Annotated in this window: 16 protein-coding genes and 1 pseudogene; 16 read left to right on the forward strand and 1 reads right to left on the reverse strand. The window is 64.5% G+C overall.

Translation table 11 applies throughout. From position 1 onward, the window contains the following. The 13 genes and pseudogenes from QTI33_RS34175 to ligD all read left to right on the forward strand — a co-directional run. Window positions 1-541, forward strand: a 541-nt coding sequence (locus QTI33_RS34175; protein ID WP_286511053.1) for an ABC transporter ATP-binding protein C-terminal domain-containing protein, incomplete at its 5' end; no start/stop codon positions are given. 1 nt (window position 542) lies between these two features. Next, entirely contained in the window at window positions 543-1,256 is a 714-nt protein-coding gene (locus QTI33_RS34180) for an ABC transporter ATP-binding protein (RefSeq protein WP_286511054.1), read from the forward strand. 17 nt (window positions 1,257-1,273) lie between these two features. Next, window positions 1,274-1,843: a MarR family winged helix-turn-helix transcriptional regulator gene (locus tag QTI33_RS34185; RefSeq protein ID WP_286511056.1), complete on the forward strand. Its 570-nt coding sequence runs from the start codon at window positions 1,274-1,276 to the stop codon at window positions 1,841-1,843. Beyond that, the gene (locus QTI33_RS34190) at window positions 1,840-2,796 is read left to right on the forward strand and encodes a PDR/VanB family oxidoreductase (protein WP_286511057.1); all 957 of its coding nucleotides are present in this window, start codon (window positions 1,840-1,842) and stop codon (window positions 2,794-2,796) included. Before QTI33_RS34185 ends, QTI33_RS34190 begins: the two co-directional genes overlap by 4 nt. A 32-nt stretch (window positions 2,797-2,828) precedes the next feature. Then, complete coding sequence (locus QTI33_RS34195) at window positions 2,829-3,926, forward strand: Rieske 2Fe-2S domain-containing protein (protein WP_286511058.1); 1,098 nt, start codon at window positions 2,829-2,831, stop codon at window positions 3,924-3,926. A gap of 25 nt (window positions 3,927-3,951) precedes the next feature. Next, the gene (gene fdhA, locus QTI33_RS34200) at window positions 3,952-5,148 is read left to right on the forward strand and encodes a formaldehyde dehydrogenase, glutathione-independent (RefSeq protein ID WP_286511059.1); all 1,197 of its coding nucleotides are present in this window, start codon (window positions 3,952-3,954) and stop codon (window positions 5,146-5,148) included. Between the two features lie 88 nt (window positions 5,149-5,236). Continuing rightward, window positions 5,237-5,824, forward strand: coding sequence for a MarR family winged helix-turn-helix transcriptional regulator (locus QTI33_RS34205; protein WP_286511060.1), 588 nt, complete (start codon window positions 5,237-5,239; stop codon window positions 5,822-5,824). A gap of 688 nt (window positions 5,825-6,512) precedes the next feature. Then, entirely contained in the window at window positions 6,513-8,297 is a 1,785-nt protein-coding gene (locus QTI33_RS34210) for a tannase/feruloyl esterase family alpha/beta hydrolase (RefSeq protein ID WP_286511062.1), read from the forward strand. A 112-nt stretch (window positions 8,298-8,409) separates the two neighbouring features. After that, window positions 8,410-8,757: pseudogene (locus tag QTI33_RS34220) on the forward strand (transposase); the annotation flags it as partial. Window positions 8,758-10,198: 1,441 nt separating this feature from the next. Continuing rightward, entirely contained in the window at window positions 10,199-10,462 is a 264-nt protein-coding gene (locus tag QTI33_RS34225) for a hypothetical protein (protein WP_286511064.1), read from the forward strand. A 401-nt stretch (window positions 10,463-10,863) separates the two neighbouring features. After that, the gene (locus QTI33_RS34230) at window positions 10,864-11,040 is read left to right on the forward strand and encodes a DUF3606 domain-containing protein (protein WP_286511065.1); all 177 of its coding nucleotides are present in this window, start codon (window positions 10,864-10,866) and stop codon (window positions 11,038-11,040) included. A gap of 504 nt (window positions 11,041-11,544) precedes the next feature. Beyond that, on the forward strand, window positions 11,545-12,606 hold the full coding sequence (locus QTI33_RS35240) for a DNA polymerase ligase N-terminal domain-containing protein (protein WP_353506375.1): 1,062 nt from the start codon (window positions 11,545-11,547) through the stop codon (window positions 12,604-12,606). 9 nt (window positions 12,607-12,615) lie between these two features. Beyond that, a complete protein-coding gene (ligD, locus tag QTI33_RS35245) occupies window positions 12,616-14,109 on the forward strand; it encodes a DNA ligase D (RefSeq protein WP_353506376.1) in 1,494 nt (497 codons plus the stop codon). A 28-nt stretch (window positions 14,110-14,137) separates the two neighbouring features. Here ligD and QTI33_RS34240 read toward each other — a convergent pair whose 3' ends face one another. Beyond that, entirely contained in the window at window positions 14,138-14,893 is a 756-nt protein-coding gene (locus QTI33_RS34240; protein WP_286511066.1) for an SOS response-associated peptidase, read from the reverse strand. A gap of 224 nt (window positions 14,894-15,117) precedes the next feature. On the opposite strand from QTI33_RS34240, the gene imuA reads away from it, so the two are divergent. From imuA to QTI33_RS34255, 3 genes are read left to right on the forward strand one after another with little or no spacing between them, the layout of a single operon-like run. Next, on the forward strand, window positions 15,118-15,960 hold the full coding sequence (imuA, locus tag QTI33_RS34245) for a translesion DNA synthesis-associated protein ImuA (protein WP_286511068.1): 843 nt from the start codon (window positions 15,118-15,120) through the stop codon (window positions 15,958-15,960). Beyond that, window positions 15,905-17,266, forward strand: coding sequence for a Y-family DNA polymerase (locus QTI33_RS34250; RefSeq protein WP_286511071.1), 1,362 nt, complete (start codon window positions 15,905-15,907; stop codon window positions 17,264-17,266). The genes imuA and QTI33_RS34250 overlap by 56 nt, the downstream gene beginning before the upstream one ends. Window positions 17,267-17,269: 3 nt before the next feature. Continuing rightward, a complete protein-coding gene (locus tag QTI33_RS34255; RefSeq protein ID WP_286511072.1) occupies window positions 17,270-20,368 on the forward strand; it encodes an error-prone DNA polymerase in 3,099 nt (1,032 codons plus the stop codon). The last annotated feature ends 134 nt before the right edge of the window (window positions 20,369-20,502 follow it).

Genomic DNA, 20,502 nt, shown 5'->3' on the forward strand with positions numbered 1-20,502 from the left:
CGTCACGCAGCTCAGCCAGGCCAGGCGAGTGCGCGCCGGCCTCGCGCGGACCTTCCAGATCACTACGCTGGCGCCGCATTTCGCGGTGCAGCGGCAGATCGAGCTCGCACTCTTCGAGCGCGAAGGCCTGACAGGCAGGATGTGGCGCAACGTCGATGCGTACCCGGTCCTGCAGACGGAAGCCCAGGGCATCCTGACCCGCTTCGGGCTGCGAGCGCATGCAGCCACGGCCACACAGGATCTCGCCTACGGCGAACAGCGCCTGATCGAGATGGCGTTGGCACTCGCGCTGCGCCCGAAGGTCCTGCTGCTCGACGAGCCCATGGCCGGTGTGCCCAAGGGCGATGGCCAGCGTCTGCTGGACGCGCTGGACGCACTCCCAAGCGACCTGGCCGTCCTGATCATCGAGCACGACATGGACCTCGTGTTCCGCTTCGCCAACCGGATCGTGGTGCTGGCCGAAGGCGCCGTGCTCGCCGACGGCTCTCCCGACGACATCCGCCGCGACCCCAAGGTTCGCGCCGCCTACCTGGGAAACTGACATGGCAGAACCCATTCTCCAGCTCGAGGCCGCGGTTGCCGGCTACGGCCCGACCACCGTGCTCAACGGTCTCACGTTCGAGATGGCCGCCCAGGAGCGGCTGGCCATGGTCGGACGCAACGGCGTCGGCAAGACGACCGCGTTGCGGGCCATCATGGGTCTCGTGCCGCTGCGCAGCGGTCGTGTGTGGTTCAAGGGCCAGGACGTCTCGGCACTCGCGCCGCACCAGCGAGCAGCGCTCGGCCTGGGCTACGTGCCGCAGACCCGCGACATCTTTCCTTCGCTCACCGTGGAGGAGAACCTGCTGGCCGGGCTCAAGCGTCGGTCGCGCGGCGCGCTGGACGAGGCCTATGCCCTGTTTCCGAGACTCGCCGAGCGACGCCGCAATGGCGGCGCCCAACTCTCGGGCGGGGAGCAACAGATGCTGTCGGTCGCGCGGGCGTTGCTCGGCCAGCCCTCGCTGCTGCTGCTCGATGAGCCGCTCGAAGGTCTCGCTCCGTTGATCCGGCTGGAACTTCTGAACGCCTTCCGCAACCTGAGCCAGCAGACCGGAATCGCCGTCGTGATCGTCGAGCAGCAGGTCGACGAGGCGCTCGGCTACGCGGAGCGCGCGCTCGTCCTCGACCATGGCACGGTGGTCCACAGCGGCCGTGCCGCGGCGCTGCTCGACGATCCCGAGACGCTCGAGCGTTGGGTCGGGATGGCCGTGCACTGATGGCAATGCGCAAAGCCATGGCCGACGGCCAGCTCCACGCAGCCGCCGATCCGCAGGGCGGCGCCGCGCCCCACACCGTGGATCTGGACCGGTATGTCCCGGCCTACCTGACCTGGATCGCGAACAAGCTCTCGCGCGGCGCCTCGCAGCACTACCTGAGCACCTTCGATGTCGGCATCGAGACGTGGCGCTGCCTCGTCCTGCTTGCGGTCGAGGGGACAACTTCGGCGCAGCAGGTGTCGGCCGTGATCGGCATGGACAAGGGATCGATCAGCCGCTGCTTCAAGCGCATGCAGGAAAGCGGCCTGATCCGGACCGAACTCGATGGCTCCGACGGCCGTCTTCGCATCGCCGTGCTAACCCCCGAGGGCCGCCACTTGCATGACCAGATCATGGGCATGGCGCTCGAGCGCGAGCGTGCCTTCCTTTCCGTGCTTGACGAAGACGAGGTCGAGGTGCTGCTCGGCCTGATGCGCCGGCTGCACGCCAACCTGCCAGCTGTCGAAGCCTCGACCCAGGCCTATGTGCGCGAGCGCTTTCCGCATGCCGCCGATGCGCTGAGATCGAAGGCCAGTGAGACACCATGACCAATGAACTGAAGGTCCGCGTCGCCCGACGCATTGAAGAAGCCGACGGCGTGTGCAGCTTCGAACTGCTGCCCCATGACGGCAGTGCCCTGCCCCCTTTCTCGGCCGGGGCGCACATCGACGTCCACGTCGCGCCCGGCGTCATCCGCCAATACTCGCTCAGCAACGATCCCGCAGAGCGCCACCGCTGGCGCATCGCCGTTCTGCGCGAATCGGCCTCCCGCGGCGGATCTGCCGGCATGCACGACGGCGTGCAGCCGGGCGATGTCTTGCACGTGAGTGCACCGCGCAACCACTTCCCGCTGGTCGATGCGCCGCACAGCCTTCTGCTCGCGGGCGGCATCGGCGTGACGCCTATCCTTGCCATGGCTCGCGCCCTGCACGCGCAGGAACGAAGCTTCGAGATGCACTACTGCGGCCGCTCCGCAGGGAGGATGGCATTTCTTGAGGAGCTTGCAGCGGCGGAGTTTGCGGGCAACGTCGTCCTCCACGCCGATGACGTGCCCGCGCAGAAGTTCGATGCCGAGCGGGTGCTCGCAGAACCGGCGGCAGACACTCACCTCTACGTGTGCGGTCCGAACGGCTTCATGAACCACGTACTCGATACCGCGAGGCGGCTCGGCTGGCCGGACACGAACCTGCATCGAGAGTACTTTGCAGGCGTGGCGACGGCGCTGGCGTCGGACGGCAGCTTCGAGGTCCGCGTCGCGAGCACGGGCTTGAGCTGCCAGATCCCGAGCGGCAAGACGGTCATCGAGGTGCTGGCGGCTCATGGCGTGGAAATCCCGACCTCCTGCGAGGCGGGCGTCTGCGGCACCTGCCTGACCCGCGTTCTCGAAGGCAAGCCCGACCACCGCGACAGCTTCCTCACAGACGCCGAACGCGCCGCCAACGACCAGTTCACGCCGTGCTGCTCGCGCGCGCTTTCGCCGCTGCTGGTGCTCGACCTCTGACCCGTTCCCTTTCCCCTCAAGGAGATCCCCCGATGACTACGACCTGCATCCCCATCAAGAACGTCGCCGCCGCTGCGGCCGAGAGCCGTTTCCCGCTCGACCAGTGGTACGTGGCCGGCTTCTCCTCCGAACTCATGGACAAGCCCATCGCGCGCACCTTCCTGAATCAGAAGGTCGTTCTTTTCCGTACCGGCGAAGGCCAGGTGGCGGCATTGGAAGACCGTTGCTGCCACCGCTCGCTGCCACTTTCTTGCGGCACCGTCGAGGAAACCGGCGTGCGTTGCGGCTACCACGGCCTCCTCTACGCACCAAATGGGCAATGCATCGAGATTCCGGGTCAGGAGCGCATTCCGTCCAAGGCCAAAGTGAAGGCCTACCACGTGCTCGAGAAGAACAAGATCATCTGGATCTGGATGCCGCGCGACGCGGCGGCCGAGCCGAACCGCGCGCCGCCCGACTACCCATTCCACGACGACCCGCGCTACAAGTTTGGCAGCGGCAACTACCACTACCAGTCGCCCTGGCAACTCATCCACGACAACCTACTGGACCTCAGCCACCTCGGCTACGTGCACCTGCACACCATCGGTGGCGACGCGAAGTTGCACATGAACGCGCCGATGAAGGTGAGCTCGGAAGGCGACCAGGTCAAGGTCGTGCGCCTGATGCCAAACTCGTCGCCGCCGCCCACCTACCGTGCGGCCTGGCCTTTCGGTGACAAATGTGAGCGCTGGCAGGAGATCGAATTCGACGTCACCCACTTGCGAATCTGGACCGGCGCGGTGGAACCCGGCACGGACGCGATCGATGACCCAGACCGTGGCGGCTTCCACATGCGCGGCTTTCACGGCATCACGCCCGAAACCGAAGAGACGTGTCACTATTTTTGGAGCATGTCGAGTACTAAGCATCCCGACATGCCCGAAAACATCGACGCCGTAATCCAGCAGACCGCGTTCACGTTCGATGAGGATCGCACCATCATCGAGGCGCAATACCGGAACATGCTGGAGTTCGGCGACAAGGCCAGCTGGATCGATATCCATGTCGACGCCGGCGCCAACCGTGCCCGTCGCATTGTCGCGGAGCTTCTAAAAAAGCAGGCAACTGTAGAGCAGTCCGATTCCTAAAACCCAGAAAACAAGGAGATATAGCATGGCTGCAAACCGAGGTGTCGTTTACGTATCGCAGGGCAAGGTAGAAGTGCGTCCGATAGACTTTCCCAAGTTGCTGAACCCCCATGGAAGAACCGCCAACCACGGCGTGATCCTCAAGGTGCTGACCACCAACATCTGCGGCTCCGACCAGCACATGGTGCGCGGGCGAACCACCGCGCCTGCCGGACTGGTTCTGGGTCACGAGATCACCGGCGAGGTCATCGAGGCGGGCAAGGACGTCGAAACGCTGTCCGTGGGCGACATCGTCTCGGTGCCTTTCAACGTCGCCTGCGGACGCTGCCGCCTGTGCAAGGAACGCCAGACCGGTGTGTGCCTGACGGTCAACGAATCGCGTCCAGGCGGTGCCTACGGCTACGTGGACATGGGCGGCTGGGTCGGCGGACAAGCCGAGTACGTGATGGTGCCTTATGCCGACTTCAACCTGTTGAAGTTCCCGGACCGCGAGCAGGCGATCGAGAAGATCCGCGACCTCACCTGCCTCTCGGACATCCTGCCCACCGGCTACCACGGCGCCGTCACGGCAGGCGTGGGTCCGGGCAGCACGGTATACGTGGCCGGTGCAGGGCCGGTGGGGTTGGCGGCTGCGGCCTCCGCGCGCCTCTTAGGCGCTGCCGTGGTCATCGTCGGCGACGTCAACCCCGCCCGACTCGCGCACGCCAGGGCCGTCGGCTTCGAGACCGCCGACCTGTCGATCGACACCCCGCTGGGCGACCAGATCGCCGCCATCCTGGGCGTTCCCGAAGTGGACAGCGCGGTGGACGCCGTGGGTTTCGAGGCGCGCGGTCATGGCCACGAAGGTGCGCAGCACGAGGCGCCGGCCACCGTTTTGAATTCCCTGATGGAAGTCACTCGGGCGGCCGGCAAGATCGGTATCCCGGGCCTGTACGTGACGGACGACCCTGGTGGCGTCGACAAGGCGGCCAAGACGGGTTCGCTGAGCATCCGCCTGGGGCTGGGGTGGGCCAAGTCGCACAGTTTCATGACCGGACAGACGCCGGTCATGCAGTACAACCGGGCGCTGATGCAGGCCATCCTCTGGAACCGCATGGACATCGCCAGTGTGGTCGGCGTCAAGCTGATCTCCCTGGACGAGGCGCCGGAGGGCTATGCCCAGTTCGACGCCGGGGCGCCTACCAAGTTCGTCATCGATCCTCACGGCCAGATCGGCAAATAGGACGACTTGTGTAGATGCACACGGAGGGACGTTTCTCGGAGGCGTTCAGGGAGTTAAAGTTGGCGTATCAACTGCCGTCCTCAATGTGATGCCACGTACCAACACCCTCCCAGCTACCAAGTCCGCTCGTCAGTCAGATCGCAGCGTGCGGGCTCGTGAAGTCATCAATCTCGACAACTACGCTCCTGCTTACTTCACCTGGATAGCCAACAAACTTTCAAGCGGGGCGTCCCAGGCCTATTTGGCTGCATTCGAAGTCGGCATCGAGAGCTGGCGCGTCCTAGTGCTGCTGGCGATCGAAGGGTCGATTTCGGCGCAGAAGGCCTGCGGGATTATCGGCATGGACAAAGCGTCGATGAGTCGCTGCTTTAAGAGCATGCAGGCACGCGGCTTCATTGAGCTCGCGCTCGACCCACAGGACGGCCGAGCACGAATCGCGACTTTAACGCCGATGGGCCGAAAGATGCACGACCAAATCCGCGACATCGCCATCGCGCGCGAACGAGCATTTCTGTCGGTACTGACGGCGGCCGAGCGCAAAGTGCTTCTCGACTTGCTTCGCCGGCTGCATGAGAACCTGCCAGCTGTTGAGATCGCGACGCGCGATCACCTGGGTCGGCATCACCCCCATGCGTTGCAGCGCAAGAAGAACACGGAACCTCGGTCTCTTTCTTAAGGTGTACAGAGGGTGTAAGTCCAGCTGCTCGCTATCCCCTCGACGTCGCACCGTGACACCACCTGTCGGATGGCAGCGAGCCGAGTATCAGTCCAAGGCACCGGCAATCCAAAACCGGCGTCGCTGCCCACCAAGCCAAGGACCCATCGGCTGGAGGGCTCCTCAGCAGACCAACAGCCGCAGGTCAGACCATCTTTTCGCAACAATCCGAGCAAGTCCTTGCATGCCCAAATTTCGTGAACCGGCATTCGGACGGCTGAACGTCGGGCCGAGGACCTCGAAACGCGAGGCAGGTCTGCTCAACGTCGCTCTAAGATCTTGACCGGCCTACAGCCAGTGGAGTGAGGATTCACGCAGCTCCTGCATTCTCCGGTTCAACGCGATAAGCACTTAGCGTGGAGCACGTAGCACTCAGCACCCAGGGCTACACCGAGCTTTAAATTGAGGAACACAGGTGCCCTAGTCTTGCTTCATGGCTGATGCCACCAGGCCACCAGTGCATGAAGGTCGAACCGACCCTGCCGGCCGGCATTGGAAAGATCCACCGCAGTTTTTCCAAACCGAGCATCCATCGACTGACTCGGGTAAACACCGAACAATGATTTGTATCGTTGATGTTGCAACCAATTGACGTTCCAACTACCAAGTCATATTCTGGGTCTGTTCTATAACAAGCTGGAGACCACAGATGCGCTACTTGAAGTCGAGAACACCCTTGCACGGAGTACAGCTGCTCGCCGCGAGCGCTTGCACGGTTTTGGCGGCCTGCGGGGGAGGAGGCAACGGCTGGAACCCCGCCTTCGTTCCTCCACCCAATTCCTCCGCGGCAAACCCATCCCCTTCTCAACCTGTTGCACCGCAAACAGTGGAACTCAAGAGTTGTGAGAGCTTGGCCGGCATGACCATTCCAGCTGACCAAATTGGGCTTCCGACCAAGGGGGCGCTGGTTCAAACTGCAGTCTCGACAGCCGCAGTTGCTCCTTTCCCGGACTCAGAAGGCGAGCATTTGCTCGAGACGCCTGCCCGTTGCGTCGTTCAGGGATACATCTCGTCGGTGGACGCTGCAGCGCCGCCGATCAAGTTCAACATCAATCTACCTTTGAAGAATTGGAACCGGCGTTTGCTTCAGTCCGGGGGCGGAGGGTTGGGCGGCCAACTGATCTCAGCGCCGGGCAACAAGGGCTCAGGACGTTTCGACCCCAATCCGGTGGACGCTCCCTACCCCATCACTCTGGGTTACGTGACTTTCGGCAGTGACGGGGGCCACGCCTCCAGCGACTATCAGTTTACGAAGAACGATGAAGCGATGCGCAACTGGGGCGGCGATGAAGTCAAGAAGACTCGCGACGTGGCGGTGGCCGTGGTGAAGTCGGCATACGGTGCCGCGCCTTCCAAAATCTTCTTCAGCGGCGAATCGGCAGGAGGACGTGAAGCATTGATTGCGGCGCAGCGCTTCCATGCGGATTACGACGGCATCATCGCGACGTCTCCTGTCTTGAGTTGGAATGCCATTCATATCTCAGACAACAATCTCCGCGACAAACTGACAACCGGCTTCCTGGACAAGTCAGCCATCAAGTTGATTGCAGACAAAACACGCGCCTCTTGTGACGCGCAGGACGGCTTAGTGGATGGTGTCATTGCCAAGTACCTGTCCTGCCCGAACGATGCCGCAAGTCTGCGCTGCCCGGATGGCAATGCCGGCTCAGGTTGTCTGTCAGATTCGCAGATTGCATCTGTCAACGCCATTCGTGACCCATTTCAACTGCCTTTCACACTTTCCAACGGCATATCACGCTTCCCGGGATTTGGTGTGACCGGCGACGAAGACGGCACAGGATTCCAGTACGCTTTCTACCCAGTGGGAACAGTTGCGCCATCCCAGACCCTTCCTGCGGGACGCGGCAACGAGGCCGGGCGCGGCGGCATCCTCAACTTCGCGACGTACTGGATTCGGCACGCCGTCGTGCAGGACGAAACCTTCAACCCGTACCTGTTTGATGCCAAGCCGTACGCTGGACGGCTCCAGTATCTCTCGTCCCTCTTCGATGCGACAAATCCGGACCTCTCGGGCCTTGCCGCCAAGGGAGGAAAGGTGATCATCATGCATCCGTCGGCAGACAACGCGACACCGCTCACGGTCACAGGCGAATACTATCGAAGCGTGGTCTCCAAGCTGGGCCAGGCAACGACGGATCAAGTCATGCGCGTGTACGTGGGTCCTGGTGGAAGCCACAACGTTGGAGGCACCACGCAGATCGACGCACTGAGCATTCTGGAGAAATGGGTGTTGAACAATGAGCTTCCCCCGGACGCCCCGATCGCCTACTACAAGAGCGTCACCGATGCCAAGTTGCTGCGCTCCATGCCGGCCTGCCGCTATCCAATGTACGCACAGTACAAGGGAAGTGGCGACATAAATGCGGCGTCTTCATTCACTTGCACGACCCGGCCCGATCCCCTCGCGCCCTGATCGTTCGGCTCCGTGGTTTGCTTTCCTACGACACGCCAGCGCAGTGCAAGGCTGGCGTCATCGTCATGAACACCGCGCGCGGCGGACTCGGCGACAAGGCCGCCACTAGATGATGGGTGCCAGCATCGGAGCGACCCTGGTGCTGCACACCTGGGGATCGGCGCTGACGCATCTTCCTCTCGTGCATGGCATTGCTCCAGGCGGGGGCTGTCACCGGACGGCGAGTTCTGCTTGCAGGCCCGGCTCCTCCTGTCGGTGAGCGTGCTCTCGCGGCTGTTCCGGCGGCGCTTCCTCGAAGAACTCGAGCGCGTTCGTTGTGCCCGCCTGCGGTTCTTCGCCGAGTTCGCCGCACTGGCCGACGCGCACGCCTTCGCCGCCTGGCTCGCACCTCCGCCAATGAATGGATCGCGTTAATGCCAAGCGCCCGTGCGCCGGCCCCGAAGCGGTGCCGGCCTACCTATGCTCCCGTGGGGCATTCCGCGGTTTCCTCCCTCGAGGCTTGTCCAACACCTGCCCTCAGGCCGCTGCAGTGTTCGGCGTTGCGCCTCGCAAGGGCAGGTATCGGACTACCCTTGACGGGAACACAAATTGGACCTGCTAAACGGCGCGCTGCCGCCACCTACGTCGCGGTTTGACGGAGCGGCGGAGCGGCCCCCTTAGGAAACTGAAATCTTCGCTGAACGAAACTACTGAAAAGTAGTGTCGAACCGGACGACCGTTCCCAGCGAGCTACTGAAATCTTCGCTGAGTCCCTACAGCGCGTGTAGGAACTCATCGAACTTTTCAGTCAAGCGATCTAGTTTTCAGTCAAAGCGCAGTAGGCGGCCTCCGGATCATCATCTTTTCAGTTGCCTCGGCGATATTGACCGCGAATGTCTCAGGTGCAGCGATGCGGTCGTTCCCGGCTGGACCGGCGAACTTACGCCGTCGGGCCCGTCCAGTCATCCAGTGCCGAGGACACCTCGGTATGGACGGCCGGTCCCAAGGCATTGCAGTCATAGCCCCTGCTTGCTATCTAGGGACCTTGCCTTCGACGAGTCGGGCGTCCGCTCCGTCCGCCATCGAAATGGGAGTTCGGGCCCTCGAGGGGCCACGTTCAAGGCACAGCTTGAGAGAATTGCATGATCCTGCAACGACCCGCCTGCGCTCGGCACTCCAAACTTCAGACGGCAAGCTTGTTCAGCCGTGCGCCTGCAACGTGCCCAGAATCGCTTTCCAGGCGATCAGTTCGAAAGGCCCAATTCTCTCCATTTGGGACTTTTCTGTCTGTCCTAGCGCGCATATCAGGCCCGATAACCAGCGCGTTATCGCTCGATCGAAAGGCCTCGCGACGAGCGCCTCCACACGATACGGGGACCGATGTTCCTGACGTTAGGCGGTCGGCCCGAAGAGGAACTCTTAAGCTCAGGACAGGCGGCTCGCCTCATGTCATGGTATCGGACGCCCCAATGTGCCCCCGCTATGAGGACCCATCCTTTCCGGCGTCGTCCGAGGGACGCTCCTCCGTGCGCTCGACAATCTGCTGCGGCACACCGGCGACATCCTGTCTGTCCAGGTCGGCCAGCCACTCACCCGCCGTCAGCTGCCGAGCGCCCTCCTCCCTGGCGAGTCTCTGGATGAGGTCAGCGAGGTCGATCCGACAGGTTCATGAGAATGATTTCCATTCTCTTCGCTGAGCTTCTGCGTCGATGAATGCCAAGGCCTGCGCCGGAACCTGACCTACAACGTCAGCTTGCAGACTGGACGGTGGTGCGACGAGCGAGCCATGGAGCCAAGGCGGATGCCATCGATTGGTTGAGACCGCTTGACTCATCGGTCTAATAGCTGACAACGGCGAGCCGCCAAGCTATATTTTTCAGTTGGAAGGGAGAGAGTGAGGCTTACGGTTGGAGGTCTTGGCAATGTCGCCCGACGCTGCTCTTCATCGGTTCGAATACGACGGTTGGTTTGTGGTGATTGAGTTGGATGGAGCAGGCTTGGATGGCGTGTCCTCAGGGCATGCCGACCTGCACTGGAAGAACGGGCACCGATGTCGCATTGCCCTCGCCGGGAAGTACGGTGATCGTGCGAGCGCCATCGCGGCACTCGCCCAGAGATCGCGCGCGTTCATCGATGACTGGGACATCACGCGAGCGGAGCGTGCTTCACCCTTCATCGATCAGTAGGCGTCCCCAACGGGACGCGGCAGAATGCACTGATGTGTGATCTCTACGCCTCGCCGGGTGAGATCGCCCCGCCGCTGAAGCTTCAACGTGGAGCAGTCGGTCGCGAATGAAAAGCGCGAGCGTCAGCTCTGAACGGTCGCCGTCGTCAGCGCAGGAGTTCAGCCGGCGGCAATCGTTCATTTGAAGCGGAAAGCCCGTCTGCCCTGAGGGGATGGGCTGGTGTCTCTACTGTAAAAAGCACCGAACAGCGCTGCGAGTTGGTCGTTGAGCGCGACAGGCATGGAAGTTGACTGGCAGCGCATGGCGCCATGCGCCCACTTTCTTTCCCTGACACGGAGAGAACATCTGAAGCGCTAACCGGCGTTGAAAGGCTGGTCCGCCCGCACCTCCAGGAGTTCAAGATGGAAGACGATCCGAAGAAAACCGGCCTCGACCGGAAGTTGATTTCCTTGACCGAACCGCATGAGGTTCAGAGTTGGACCCAATCGCTCGGGTGCACCGCCGAGCAGCTCAAGGAAGCGGTGCGAGCCGTCGGCAGCAGTGCCGAGGCTGTCCGCGCCTATCTCAAAAAGAAGTAGCCAGACGAGGCCGCCATGCCCCGCCTCCCGAAGGCGTTCGAGGACGACAAGGCACGACTGATCGCATCGTTGTCGCGGGTTGCAAAGCCGGCCCCCGCTCCTGGCACTAACAGATCCGCACCTCGCGCGAAATCGACCTCCCAAGGACGCACAGGCGCAAAATCTGCTCCCAAGAAACCGGCGGCCCGGTCGACTTCGAAGAGGTCTTCATGATTCTCCTTGCACTTTTGAGGGCGTGGCACGTGCTACAGACGTACATACGAACCAGAGGGCTGGGCTCGTGAGCTCGAAGTCCGCCCGACGTGAATACCTTGAGGCAGTAGCGGAGTTCGAGCGCGGGTGCCGGGCGTTTGCCGATGGGATGACCACCATCACCAAGCCGCCAGCGACAGTCCCCGGGCCTTCGTCCCTGCTTTCGCCCTTCGGGCCACGCAAGCCCGCGAAGCGCGCGCGACGGGCGAGCGCGTCACTCGGCGCGGCCAGGCGGGCCTTGTAGATTTCGGCATGGCCGCCCGCGAAAGTCGCCTGGATCCGCTCGAAAAATACTGGTCGAAGCGCGACTTTGCGGTCACTTCCGAACCGCGTGGCGAACATGCGCCGCGCGAAGGCAAGGCGCTTTCTTTCGTCATCCAGAAGCACGCGGCCAGCCGGCTGCACTACAACTTCCGCCTCGAGTTGGATGGGGTCCTGCTTTCCTGGGCTGTGCCGAAAGGGCCCAGCTTCGACCCCGCCAACAAGCGCATGGCGATCCATGTCGAGGACCACCCGCTGTCCTACGGATCGTTCGAGGGCACGATTCCACCCAAGCAATACGGCGCTGGCACGGTGATCGTCTGGGACAACGGCACTTGGGAGCCCGTGGGCGACCCGCGGGACAGCCTGGCGAAAGGCAAGCTGCTCTTCCACCTGCACGGCCAGAAGCTGGCCGGCTTGTGGGAGCTGGTCAAGATCGCCAAGGGCGGCGAGAAGCAGGAGCCCTGGATCCTGTTCAAAAAGAAAGACGCGTTCGCGCGACCGAAGGCGGACTACGACGTCGTCTCGGCCCTGCCCGACAGCGTGGTCGCCAAGCCGTTGCGCCCGGCGCCTTCGGAGCCCAAGGTCGCTGGCGCCCGTGCTACTTCAGCCAATCGCGCCCGCAGCGCGAACGACACGGTACGGGGGGCCGTGAAGGCACCGCCCCCCGCCAAGATGAGTCCCCAGCTCGCAACCCTGGCCACCGGCGTCCCGGCGGCCGGCCAATGGCTCTACGAGATCAAGTTCGATGGCTACCGGATCATGACCCGTATCGACAGCGGCAAGGCCGCGCTCGTGACGCGCGGCGGCCACGATTGGTCGGCCAAAATGCCCGGGCTGACGCGCGAGCTGGAAAACCTGGGCCTCAAGTCAACCTGGCTGGATGGCGAGATCGTGGTCCTGGACGACAACGGCCTGCCCAGCTTCAACGCATTGCAGAAGGCCTTCGACCTCGGCGAGGGAAATGCCCAGATCGTCTACTTCGTGTTCGATGTGCCCTACTTCGAGGGCTACGACCTGCGCGAGGCCCCGCTGGTGTCGCGCCGGCAGTAGCTCAAGGCACTGCTCGACGAGAAGGCGACCGATCACGTCCGCTTCAGCGCCGCCTTCGAAGCCGACGCGGCGTCGGTGTTGAGTTCGGCCTGCCGCATGAACCTCGAGGGCGTGATCGCCAAGCGCGCCGACGCGCCCTACGCCTCGCGTCGCACCGAGACCTGGCTCAAGCTCAAGTGCCAGCAGCGCCAGGAGTTCGTGGTCGCCGGCTACACCGACCGGTCGGACGGCTCACCGCAGATCGGCAGTCTGCTGCTCGGCGTGCATGCGCCGGACGGCACGCTGGTGTCGGTCGGCAGCGTCGGCACCGGTTGGGACTCGGACGAGGCCGCGGCGTTGAAGCGCAAGCTGGTCAAGATCGAGGTCGCCGAGCCGCCCTTCCCTGCGGGCGCGGGGAAGCCCGGGCGGTGGTCCAGGCGCGCCCCGGGCAGCGAGCGTTGGGTGGCGCCGCGCCTGGTCGCCGAGGTGGCCTTCGCCGAATGGACGCCCGAGGGGCAGATCCGGCATGCGTCCTACGTTTCGCTGCGCACCGACAAACCGGCCAGCGCGATCGTGCGCGAGACTGCCAGGACGCTTGCGGAGGCCGGGCCGGTGAAGTCGGCAGGCAGGACGGCCACCGGGAGGATCAAGGTGAGCAACGCCGAGCGCGTGATCGACCCCGGCTCGGGCCTCACCAAGCTGGACCTGGTGCGCTACTACGAGTCGGTGGCGGACTGGATCCTGCCGCACCTGAAGAGCCGGCCGTGCTCGCTGGTGCGCGGGCCGACCGGCGTGACGGGCGAGCTCTTTTTTCAGAAACACGACGAGAAGATCAGCATCCCCGGCATCAAGGAACTGGACCCCCGGCTGTGGCCGGGTCACGGCGCACTGCTGGAAGTTGGCAGCGCGCAAGCACTGGCATCGGCGGCGCAGATGAACGTCATCGAATTCCACACCTGGAACTCCACGGCGAAGAGCATCGACAAGCCGGATCGCATGATCTTCGACCTCGACCCCGGCGAAGGCACGTCCTGGCAACACGTCCAGGAGGCGGCGATCCTGGTGCGCTCTGCTGGCGGAACTAGGCCTCCTGCCTGGCTGAAGACCAGCGGAGGCAAGGGCCTGCATGTCGTGGTGCCGATCGCACCGCGCTTCAACTACGAGGCGGTCAAGGGCTTCTCGCAGGCGGTGGTGCAGCACCTCGCGCGCACCATCCCCGCACGCTTCGTGGCGAAGAGTGGTCCCTCGAACCGGGTCGGCAAGCTGTTTGTCGACTTCCTGCGCAATGGGCACGGCGCCACCACGGCGGTCGCGTTTTCTGCCCGTGCGCGCCCCGGGCTCGGCGTCTCGATGCCCGTGGCCTGGGATGAGCTGACCAAGCTGAAGAGCGGTGCGCAGTGGACCATCGCCACGGCGCGCGAGCACCTGTCGTTTCAGACGACAGATCCATGGGCCGACTATTGGACGGCTCGCCAGCCGCTGGCGGCTGCGATGAAGAGAATCGGGTTCTCGCCGCCAAAGTAGCGAGGGGTCAATCGCCATCGCGCTGGCCTTACAAGAGCGGGGGCTGAGCGGGCGGCGGGTTGGCAGGCGTGGCGCTCGCCTTGGACGCCTTCGGCGGCGCCGGCTCAGCCACCATCGCAAGTCGCTCGGCCGGGAACTGCCTCATGAACTCCATCGAGCGCTCCGGCGGCGCGTCGAGCCACTCGCCGTATTGCGCCTGCGGCAGGATCACGACCATGCGCTTGTCCTGCTGCTCCGGCGGGCGCTTCGGATCCGGCCGGTGCATCAGTTTGAAGAGGGGATGTGCGTCGGCATTGACCGTTAGCATCGCGAAACTCAGCTCCCACTCGGCGCTCTCGGGGTTCTTCCAGGGCGACCACAGCCCGGCGACGCCAAGCGTCTCGTCGTTGGCTGCAGTGAATCGCGTCGGGACAAACTTGCCCGAGCGCCAGTCCGGCTCGTAGATCGCCTCGCACGGCACGATGCAGTGCCGAGGCTTGGCCCAGGCGTTCTTGAAGCTCGGCAGGTCGCGGACCGTCTCTGTGCGGGCGTTGTACGTCTTGAGGCCGTATTTGACTTCTTTGGCGAAGCCGGGCAGCAAACCAAAATGGCCCTCGACCAGCTCAAAGTCGGGCACCGCCTCGTCGCCCGACTCGCGCTCGGGCGGCCGGCGGATGAACGGCGCCATCTGCGTCGGATAGATGTGCAGGGCGCCCGGCGGTGGCTCCCAGCTTGGAGGCAGCTGGATGCCGAAGTGCTTTTCGATCTGCTTGCGGCGCTTCTCGGCTTGGTAATGGCTGCACATCCGCGCATTTTGCTGGAGTCCGACTTGCGGGCCGGCTTGCCTCCCCCACTTGGCTATGACCGAGTCCGGGGCCAACGAACTCAGGCCGCCACGGCGTCAGCGCGTCCCTGGGACGGCCCGCGGATAGCGCCGTTCGTCGCCCAAATCCGACTTCGATCAGGGGCCAAGCCATTTCGCAGCTGATTTGATAGATACTGTATATCCATACAGCCTCGGAGCCCGACATGGCCGCCCTACTGGACTGGGCCGACGATGACGACGCGCCGGCCCCGCCGCCCCGTCCTTTAAAGCCCGTCCTTCGACCCGGCGAGCTTCCTGCGTCCGTCGAGGCCGCGATCTGGCGCGGCGATCAGCTGGGCTCGCCGGTCACGCGGGTGGTCGCCAGCGGCTATCGGGCCTTGGACGCCGAACTTCCCGGTGGAGGTTGGCCTGCTCGCTCCCTCACCGAGGTGCTCCAAGCCCAGCCGACAGTGCTCGAGTGGCGACTCCTGGCGCCGGCCATGCGCGAGGTGGTCGCCCAGGGCGAAGACATCGTCATCGTCGGACCCCCCAAGGCCCCGCACCTGCCCGGCCTGCGCGACGAAGGCATCGACGAACGCCGCCTGGTCTGGATTCAGGCTGCGAACCCGGCGGAACGCCTGTGGGTCACCGAACAGTTGGTGAAGGCCAACGCAGCCGGCATGGTGGTGTCCTGGCTCCCGCAGGCGCGTCAGGAACAAATCCGGCGGCTGCAGGTGTGCGCACAAAGTTGCGATAGCCCGGTGTTCCTCTGTCGCCCGGCGGCCGCGGTGCACGAACCATCCGCGGCGCCGCTGCGGCTGCAGGTCAGCGTGGGCATCGATTGGGAGCTTCGGGTTCACCTGTTGAAGCGAAAGGGCGGCGTGCATGACGGCGTGCTTCACCTTCCCTCGATTCCGCGCGGCCTCGCGCCACTCATCACGCCCCGGCTGTCGAAGCCGAGCGTGCTCCTGGCCGCGCGCAAACCGCGCGCCACCTCAACAGAGACTTCCCATGCTCTGGGCAGCGCTACTTCCCGACCGCCTGCTCACCGACTCCCAGCGTACTGAAGCCATTCGCGGCCTGTCGATCTGGTGCCTCCAGTTCACCCCGCGCGTTAGCGTCATCGACGCGGCTTCGCTGTCTTCGGCGGTCGTGATGGAGCTCGAGGCGAGCGTGCGCCTGTTCGGGGGCAAGCGGAAGCTCGTGGAGCGGGTGAAGGTGGAAACGCAGGAGTTGGGCGTGGGCCAGTTGGCCTGGGCCCCGACCAGCCTGGCGGCGGTGGCCGTGGCCCGCAATGGTCAGTCAAACGGGTTTGCCAAACCGCTCGAGGCGCTGCTCGACGACCTGCCCATCGAGGTCCTGGCGCCGGTCGCAGCGCACGCCGCGATCCTCGCGCGCGTGGGCTGCCAGACGCTGGGCCAGGTGCGCGCCCTGCCCCGCGGCGGGCTGAGCCGACGTTTCGACAAGGCGTTGGTCGGTGCGCTCGACCAGGCCTATGGCCTCAAACCCGAAGCGCACGCCTGGGCCACCCTGCCCGACCGCTTCGAAGCCAAGTTGGAACTGATGTCGCGCATCGAACTCGCGCCGGCGATGCTGTTCGGTGCGCGCCGGTTGCTCTTGCAGCTGTGCGCCTGGCTGGCGGCCCGGCGCTCCGGGGTCACCGCCTTCACGCTGAAGTGGTGCCACGACGCCATGCGGGCCAAGACGGCCGGCGACGGGGGCGAGCTGACCGTCCGAACCGCGGAGCCGACTAGGAACATCGAACACCTGAGCAGGCTCCTGGCCGAAACCCTGGCCAAGGTCGAACTGCTCGCGCCGGTCGGCGACCTAGCCATGACCGCGGACGACGTGCAACCGCTCAAAGAAGCCAGCTTTTCCTTGCTGCCGGAGACCGTGCCGGGTGGCGAGGGGCTGGCGCTGGTGCTGGAACGCATCGCCGCGAGGCTGGGCCCTGAACGCGTGCTTCGACCTGTCGTGGCCGAAGACCATCGCCCGGAGTGGATGTGTCACTGGCAACCAGCACCGGAGAAGCGGCCACGACAGATAGCGCGTCGCCTGGATTGCCCCCAGCCCACGTTTATCCTGCCCAAGCCGCTGCGACTGGCGTCCCGGGAGTCGCATCCGCTCTACCAGGGGCCGCTGCAGTTGCTGGCGGGACCGCACCGGATCGAGTACGGCTGGTTCGACCGTGTGGGCGAGCGCCCCTGTGACCGTCAAGTCGACGCGGCGACACTCCCGACGTCGTCGGGGACCCGACACGTTTCACGGGACTACTTTGTTGCCCTCAGCGAACACGCCGGCGTGCTGTGGATCTTCCAGACGCGCTTGGCCAACGAGGAAAGCGCCTGGTTCCTCCACGGCGTCTTCGCCTGAGCCATGGTCACCCTCCCCGATTACGTCGAGCTGCGCTGCATCTCGAACTTCACGTTCCTTCGCGGTGCCAGCCAACCCGACGAGCTGGTCGAGCGGGCGTCCAAGCTCGGCTACCAGGGCCTGGCCCTCACCGACGAGTGCAGCCTGGCCGGCATCGTTCGTGCCCATGTTGCGGCCAAGGAGCACGGCCTGAAACTGCTCGTCGGCAGCCAGTTTCAGGTCGACTGCGACCACCCCTTCACGCTTGTCGTGTACGCCTGCAACCTCAATGGCTACGGCAACCTGTGCGAGTTCATCACGAAACTGCGGCGCAAGTCGGAAAAGGGAAAGTACGAACTGCCGTTCGACGACCTGTCCGCGGCAGCGCTCGGGGACTGCGTCGTCGTCGCCTGCCCGAAACGCATGTCTTCGCCTGAGCAGCTCGAGGCGGTCGGGCTCTGGCTGCTCGCCCACTTCAGGGGACGGTGCTGGCTCGGCGTGGATCTGCTGCGGTTCATCGATGACGAGATGTGGCTCTATCGATTGCGGCAGATCAGCGAGCACACCGCCATTCCCCTGGTCGCCACCGGCGACGTGCAGTTCCACGTGCGATCGCGAAAGCCGCTGCACGACGTCCTCGCGGCCACACGCGTGGGCCGGCCGTTGACCGAGTGCGGACTCGACTTGCAGCCGAACGCGGAGCGGCACCTGCGGACGCGCCTTCGGCTGGCCCAGACGTACCCGGAAGATTTGCTGGCCGAGACGCTCAATGTCTCGGCGCGGTGTCATTTCAGCCTGGAGGAACTGCGCTACCAGTATCCCGACGAAGTGGTGCCGGAGGGCGAGACGACCTCTTCCTACCTTCGCCGCATCACCTACGAGGGCGCCGGGCGGCGCTGGCCCGAGGGCATGCCGGCGAAGGTTCAGCTCCAGATCGAGCACGAACTCGACCTCATCGCCGACCTCCGATACGAACACTACTTCCTGACCGTTGCTGACATCGTCCAGTTCGCCCGCTCGCGCCACATCCTGTGCCAGGGCCGCGGCAGCGCCGCCAACAGCGTGGTCTGCTACTGCGTCGGGGTCACCGAGGTGGATCCGGCACGCATGAGCGTCCTGTTCGAGCGGTTCATCTCCAAGGAAAGGAACGAGCCGCCGGACATCGACATCGATTTCGAGCACGAACGCCGGGAAGAAGTCCTCCAGTACCTCTACCAGCGCTACGGCCGGGACCGCGCGGCCATCACCGGCGTCGTCATCAGCTACCGCCCGAAGAGCGCCATCCGCGACGTCGGCAAGGCCCTGGGCTTCGAGCTGGAGATGGTGGAGCAGCTGGCGAAGGACCACAAGTGGTTCGACGGAAAGACGGTCATGCCGGAACGGCTGGTCGAGATCGGGCTTTCGCTGAACGACCTGAAGGTTCGGCAGCTGATGCTGCTGACGGGCCAGCTGCTCGGGTTCCCGCGCCATCTGAGCCAGCACACAGGCGGCTTCGTCCTCACGCGCGGGCCGCTGTCGCGCATGATTCCTATCGAGAACGCGAGCATGCGCGACCGGACGGTCCTGGAATGGGACAAGGACGACCTCGATGCGCTCGGGTTCCTGAAAGTGGACTGCTTGGCGCTGGGCATGCTGACTGCCATCCGCAAGTCGTTGGAGTTCATCGGCCAGCGCAAGGGCTACCTGTTCGGGATGCAGGACATCCCTCCAGAGGACGCGGTCACCTACGAGATGATTTCACGCGCGGACACCGTCGGGGTGTTCCAGATCGAAAGCCGCGCGCAGATGAGCATGCTCCCGCGGCTAAAGCCGCAATGCTTCTACGACCTCGTGGTGGAGGTGGCGCTCGTGCGGCCGGGGCCGATCGTCGGCGGCATGGTGCATCCCTACCTGCGCCGGCGGCAGGGGCTGGAGCCTGTGAGCTACCCCAGCGAGGCGCTGAAGGAAGCGCTGGGCCGCACGCTCGGTGTCCCGGTGTTCCAGGAGCAGGTGATGCAGATTGCCATGATCGCGGCGGGATTCACCCCGGGCGAGGCGGACGGGCTGCGGCGAGCCATGGCGGCGTGGAAGCGCAAGGGCGGCCTCGAGCGGTACTACGCCAAGATCGTCAACGGCATGACCGAGCGTGGCTACGAGAAGGCTTTCGCCGAGCAGATCTTCGAGCAGATCAAAGGGTTCTCCGAGTACGGCTTCCCCGAGAGCCACGCGGCCTCGTTCGCCCTGCTCGTCTACGCCAGCTGTTGGATCAAGTGCCACCACCCGGCCGAGTTCCTGGCGGCCATGCTCAACTCGCAGCCGCTCGGCTTCTACAGCCCGAGCCAACTCGTGCAGGACGCCAAGCGCCACGGCGTGGAGGTCCGGCCGGCCGACGTCCTGCACAGCGACCTGGATTGCACGCTCGAGAACCTGCCGAACCGGCCCGCGGTTCGCCTGGGCCTGCGCATGCTCTCGGGCCTTCGCTGGGAATCGGCGCAGCGGATCGTCGAGGCCCGGCATGAAAGCCTGTTCGACAACGCCGAGGACCTCGCGCGACGGGCCGCGCTCGAACTCCACGAATTGAAGCTGCTGGCCGGCGCCGATGCATTGAAGAGCCTGAGCGGGCATCGCCGGAACGCGGTGTGGGACGCAACCGCCCTGCGCGCGACGCCCCGGCTGCTTCGCGATGCCCCGGTGGACGAGGATCTTCTGGAACTCCCTCCGGCGCCTGTGGGTGAAGAGATCATGTTCGACTACGCGGCGACGGGCCTGACGCTGCGCCGGCACCCGTTGGCCTTGCTTCGCCCGGCGCTGTCGAAGCGGGGGCTCATGGCGGCCGCAGACCTGCAGGACCTGCCCAATGGCGAGGACGTCAGCTACTGCGGACTCGTGACATTGAGGCAGCAGCCGGAAACGGCCAAGGGTGTCATCTTCGTCTCGCTCGAGGACGAAACAGGGGTCGTGCAGGTGATCGCGTGGAGGAGCCTGCGGGAAACGCAACGCCAGGAGTTGCTGAATGCCCGACTGCTGGCCGTGCACGGGACCTGGCAGCGCGAGGGCGAACTGCGCAGCCTGGTCGCGCACCAGCTTGAAGACCTGACGCCGCTGCTCGGCAGGTTGCCGACGGTGTCGCGGGATTTTCACTGAGGCCGGGCGGGCTGGTCGCCTTTCCTGCCACACCCATCGGGCTTTTTGTGGGCCTTGTCCATCAGCAGTCTGACGCCCACGACGCTTGAGATCACCAACAAGGTGAGCATCAGACTGAGAATGAGCATCGCCAT

Origin of the sequence: Variovorax davisae (assembly GCF_030316845.1) — a bacterium.
Lineage (GTDB): Bacteria > Pseudomonadota > Gammaproteobacteria > Burkholderiales > Burkholderiaceae_C > Variovorax > Variovorax davisae.

What these genes read in the sequence shown, in the direction of transcription:
- fdhA (WP_286511059.1), top strand. Translation starts at nt 3,952, where the DNA reads ATGGCTGCAAACCGAGGTGTCGTTTACGTATCGCAGGGCAAGGTAGAA.
- QTI33_RS34250 (WP_286511071.1), top strand. Translation starts at nt 15,905, where the DNA reads ATGCTCTGGGCAGCGCTACTTCCCGACCGCCTGCTCACCGACTCCCAG.
- QTI33_RS34205 (WP_286511060.1), top strand. Translation starts at nt 5,237, where the DNA reads ATGCCACGTACCAACACCCTCCCAGCTACCAAGTCCGCTCGTCAGTCA.
- imuA (WP_286511068.1), top strand. Translation starts at nt 15,118, where the DNA reads ATGGCCGCCCTACTGGACTGGGCCGACGATGACGACGCGCCGGCCCCG.
- QTI33_RS35240 (WP_353506375.1), top strand. Translation starts at nt 11,545, where the DNA reads ATGGCCGCCCGCGAAAGTCGCCTGGATCCGCTCGAAAAATACTGGTCG.
- QTI33_RS34185 (WP_286511056.1), top strand. Translation starts at nt 1,274, where the DNA reads ATGGCCGACGGCCAGCTCCACGCAGCCGCCGATCCGCAGGGCGGCGCC.
- QTI33_RS34230 (WP_286511065.1), top strand. Translation starts at nt 10,864, where the DNA reads ATGGAAGACGATCCGAAGAAAACCGGCCTCGACCGGAAGTTGATTTCC.
- QTI33_RS34195 (WP_286511058.1), top strand. Translation starts at nt 2,829, where the DNA reads ATGACTACGACCTGCATCCCCATCAAGAACGTCGCCGCCGCTGCGGCC.
- QTI33_RS34180 (WP_286511054.1), top strand. Translation starts at nt 543, where the DNA reads ATGGCAGAACCCATTCTCCAGCTCGAGGCCGCGGTTGCCGGCTACGGC.
- QTI33_RS34225 (WP_286511064.1), top strand. Translation starts at nt 10,199, where the DNA reads ATGTCGCCCGACGCTGCTCTTCATCGGTTCGAATACGACGGTTGGTTT.
- QTI33_RS34240 (WP_286511066.1), bottom strand. Translation starts at nt 14,893, where the DNA reads ATGTGCAGCCATTACCAAGCCGAGAAGCGCCGCAAGCAGATCGAAAAG.
- QTI33_RS34255 (WP_286511072.1), top strand. Translation starts at nt 17,270, where the DNA reads ATGGTCACCCTCCCCGATTACGTCGAGCTGCGCTGCATCTCGAACTTC.
- QTI33_RS34190 (WP_286511057.1), top strand. Translation starts at nt 1,840, where the DNA reads ATGACCAATGAACTGAAGGTCCGCGTCGCCCGACGCATTGAAGAAGCC.
- QTI33_RS34210 (WP_286511062.1), top strand. Translation starts at nt 6,513, where the DNA reads ATGCGCTACTTGAAGTCGAGAACACCCTTGCACGGAGTACAGCTGCTC.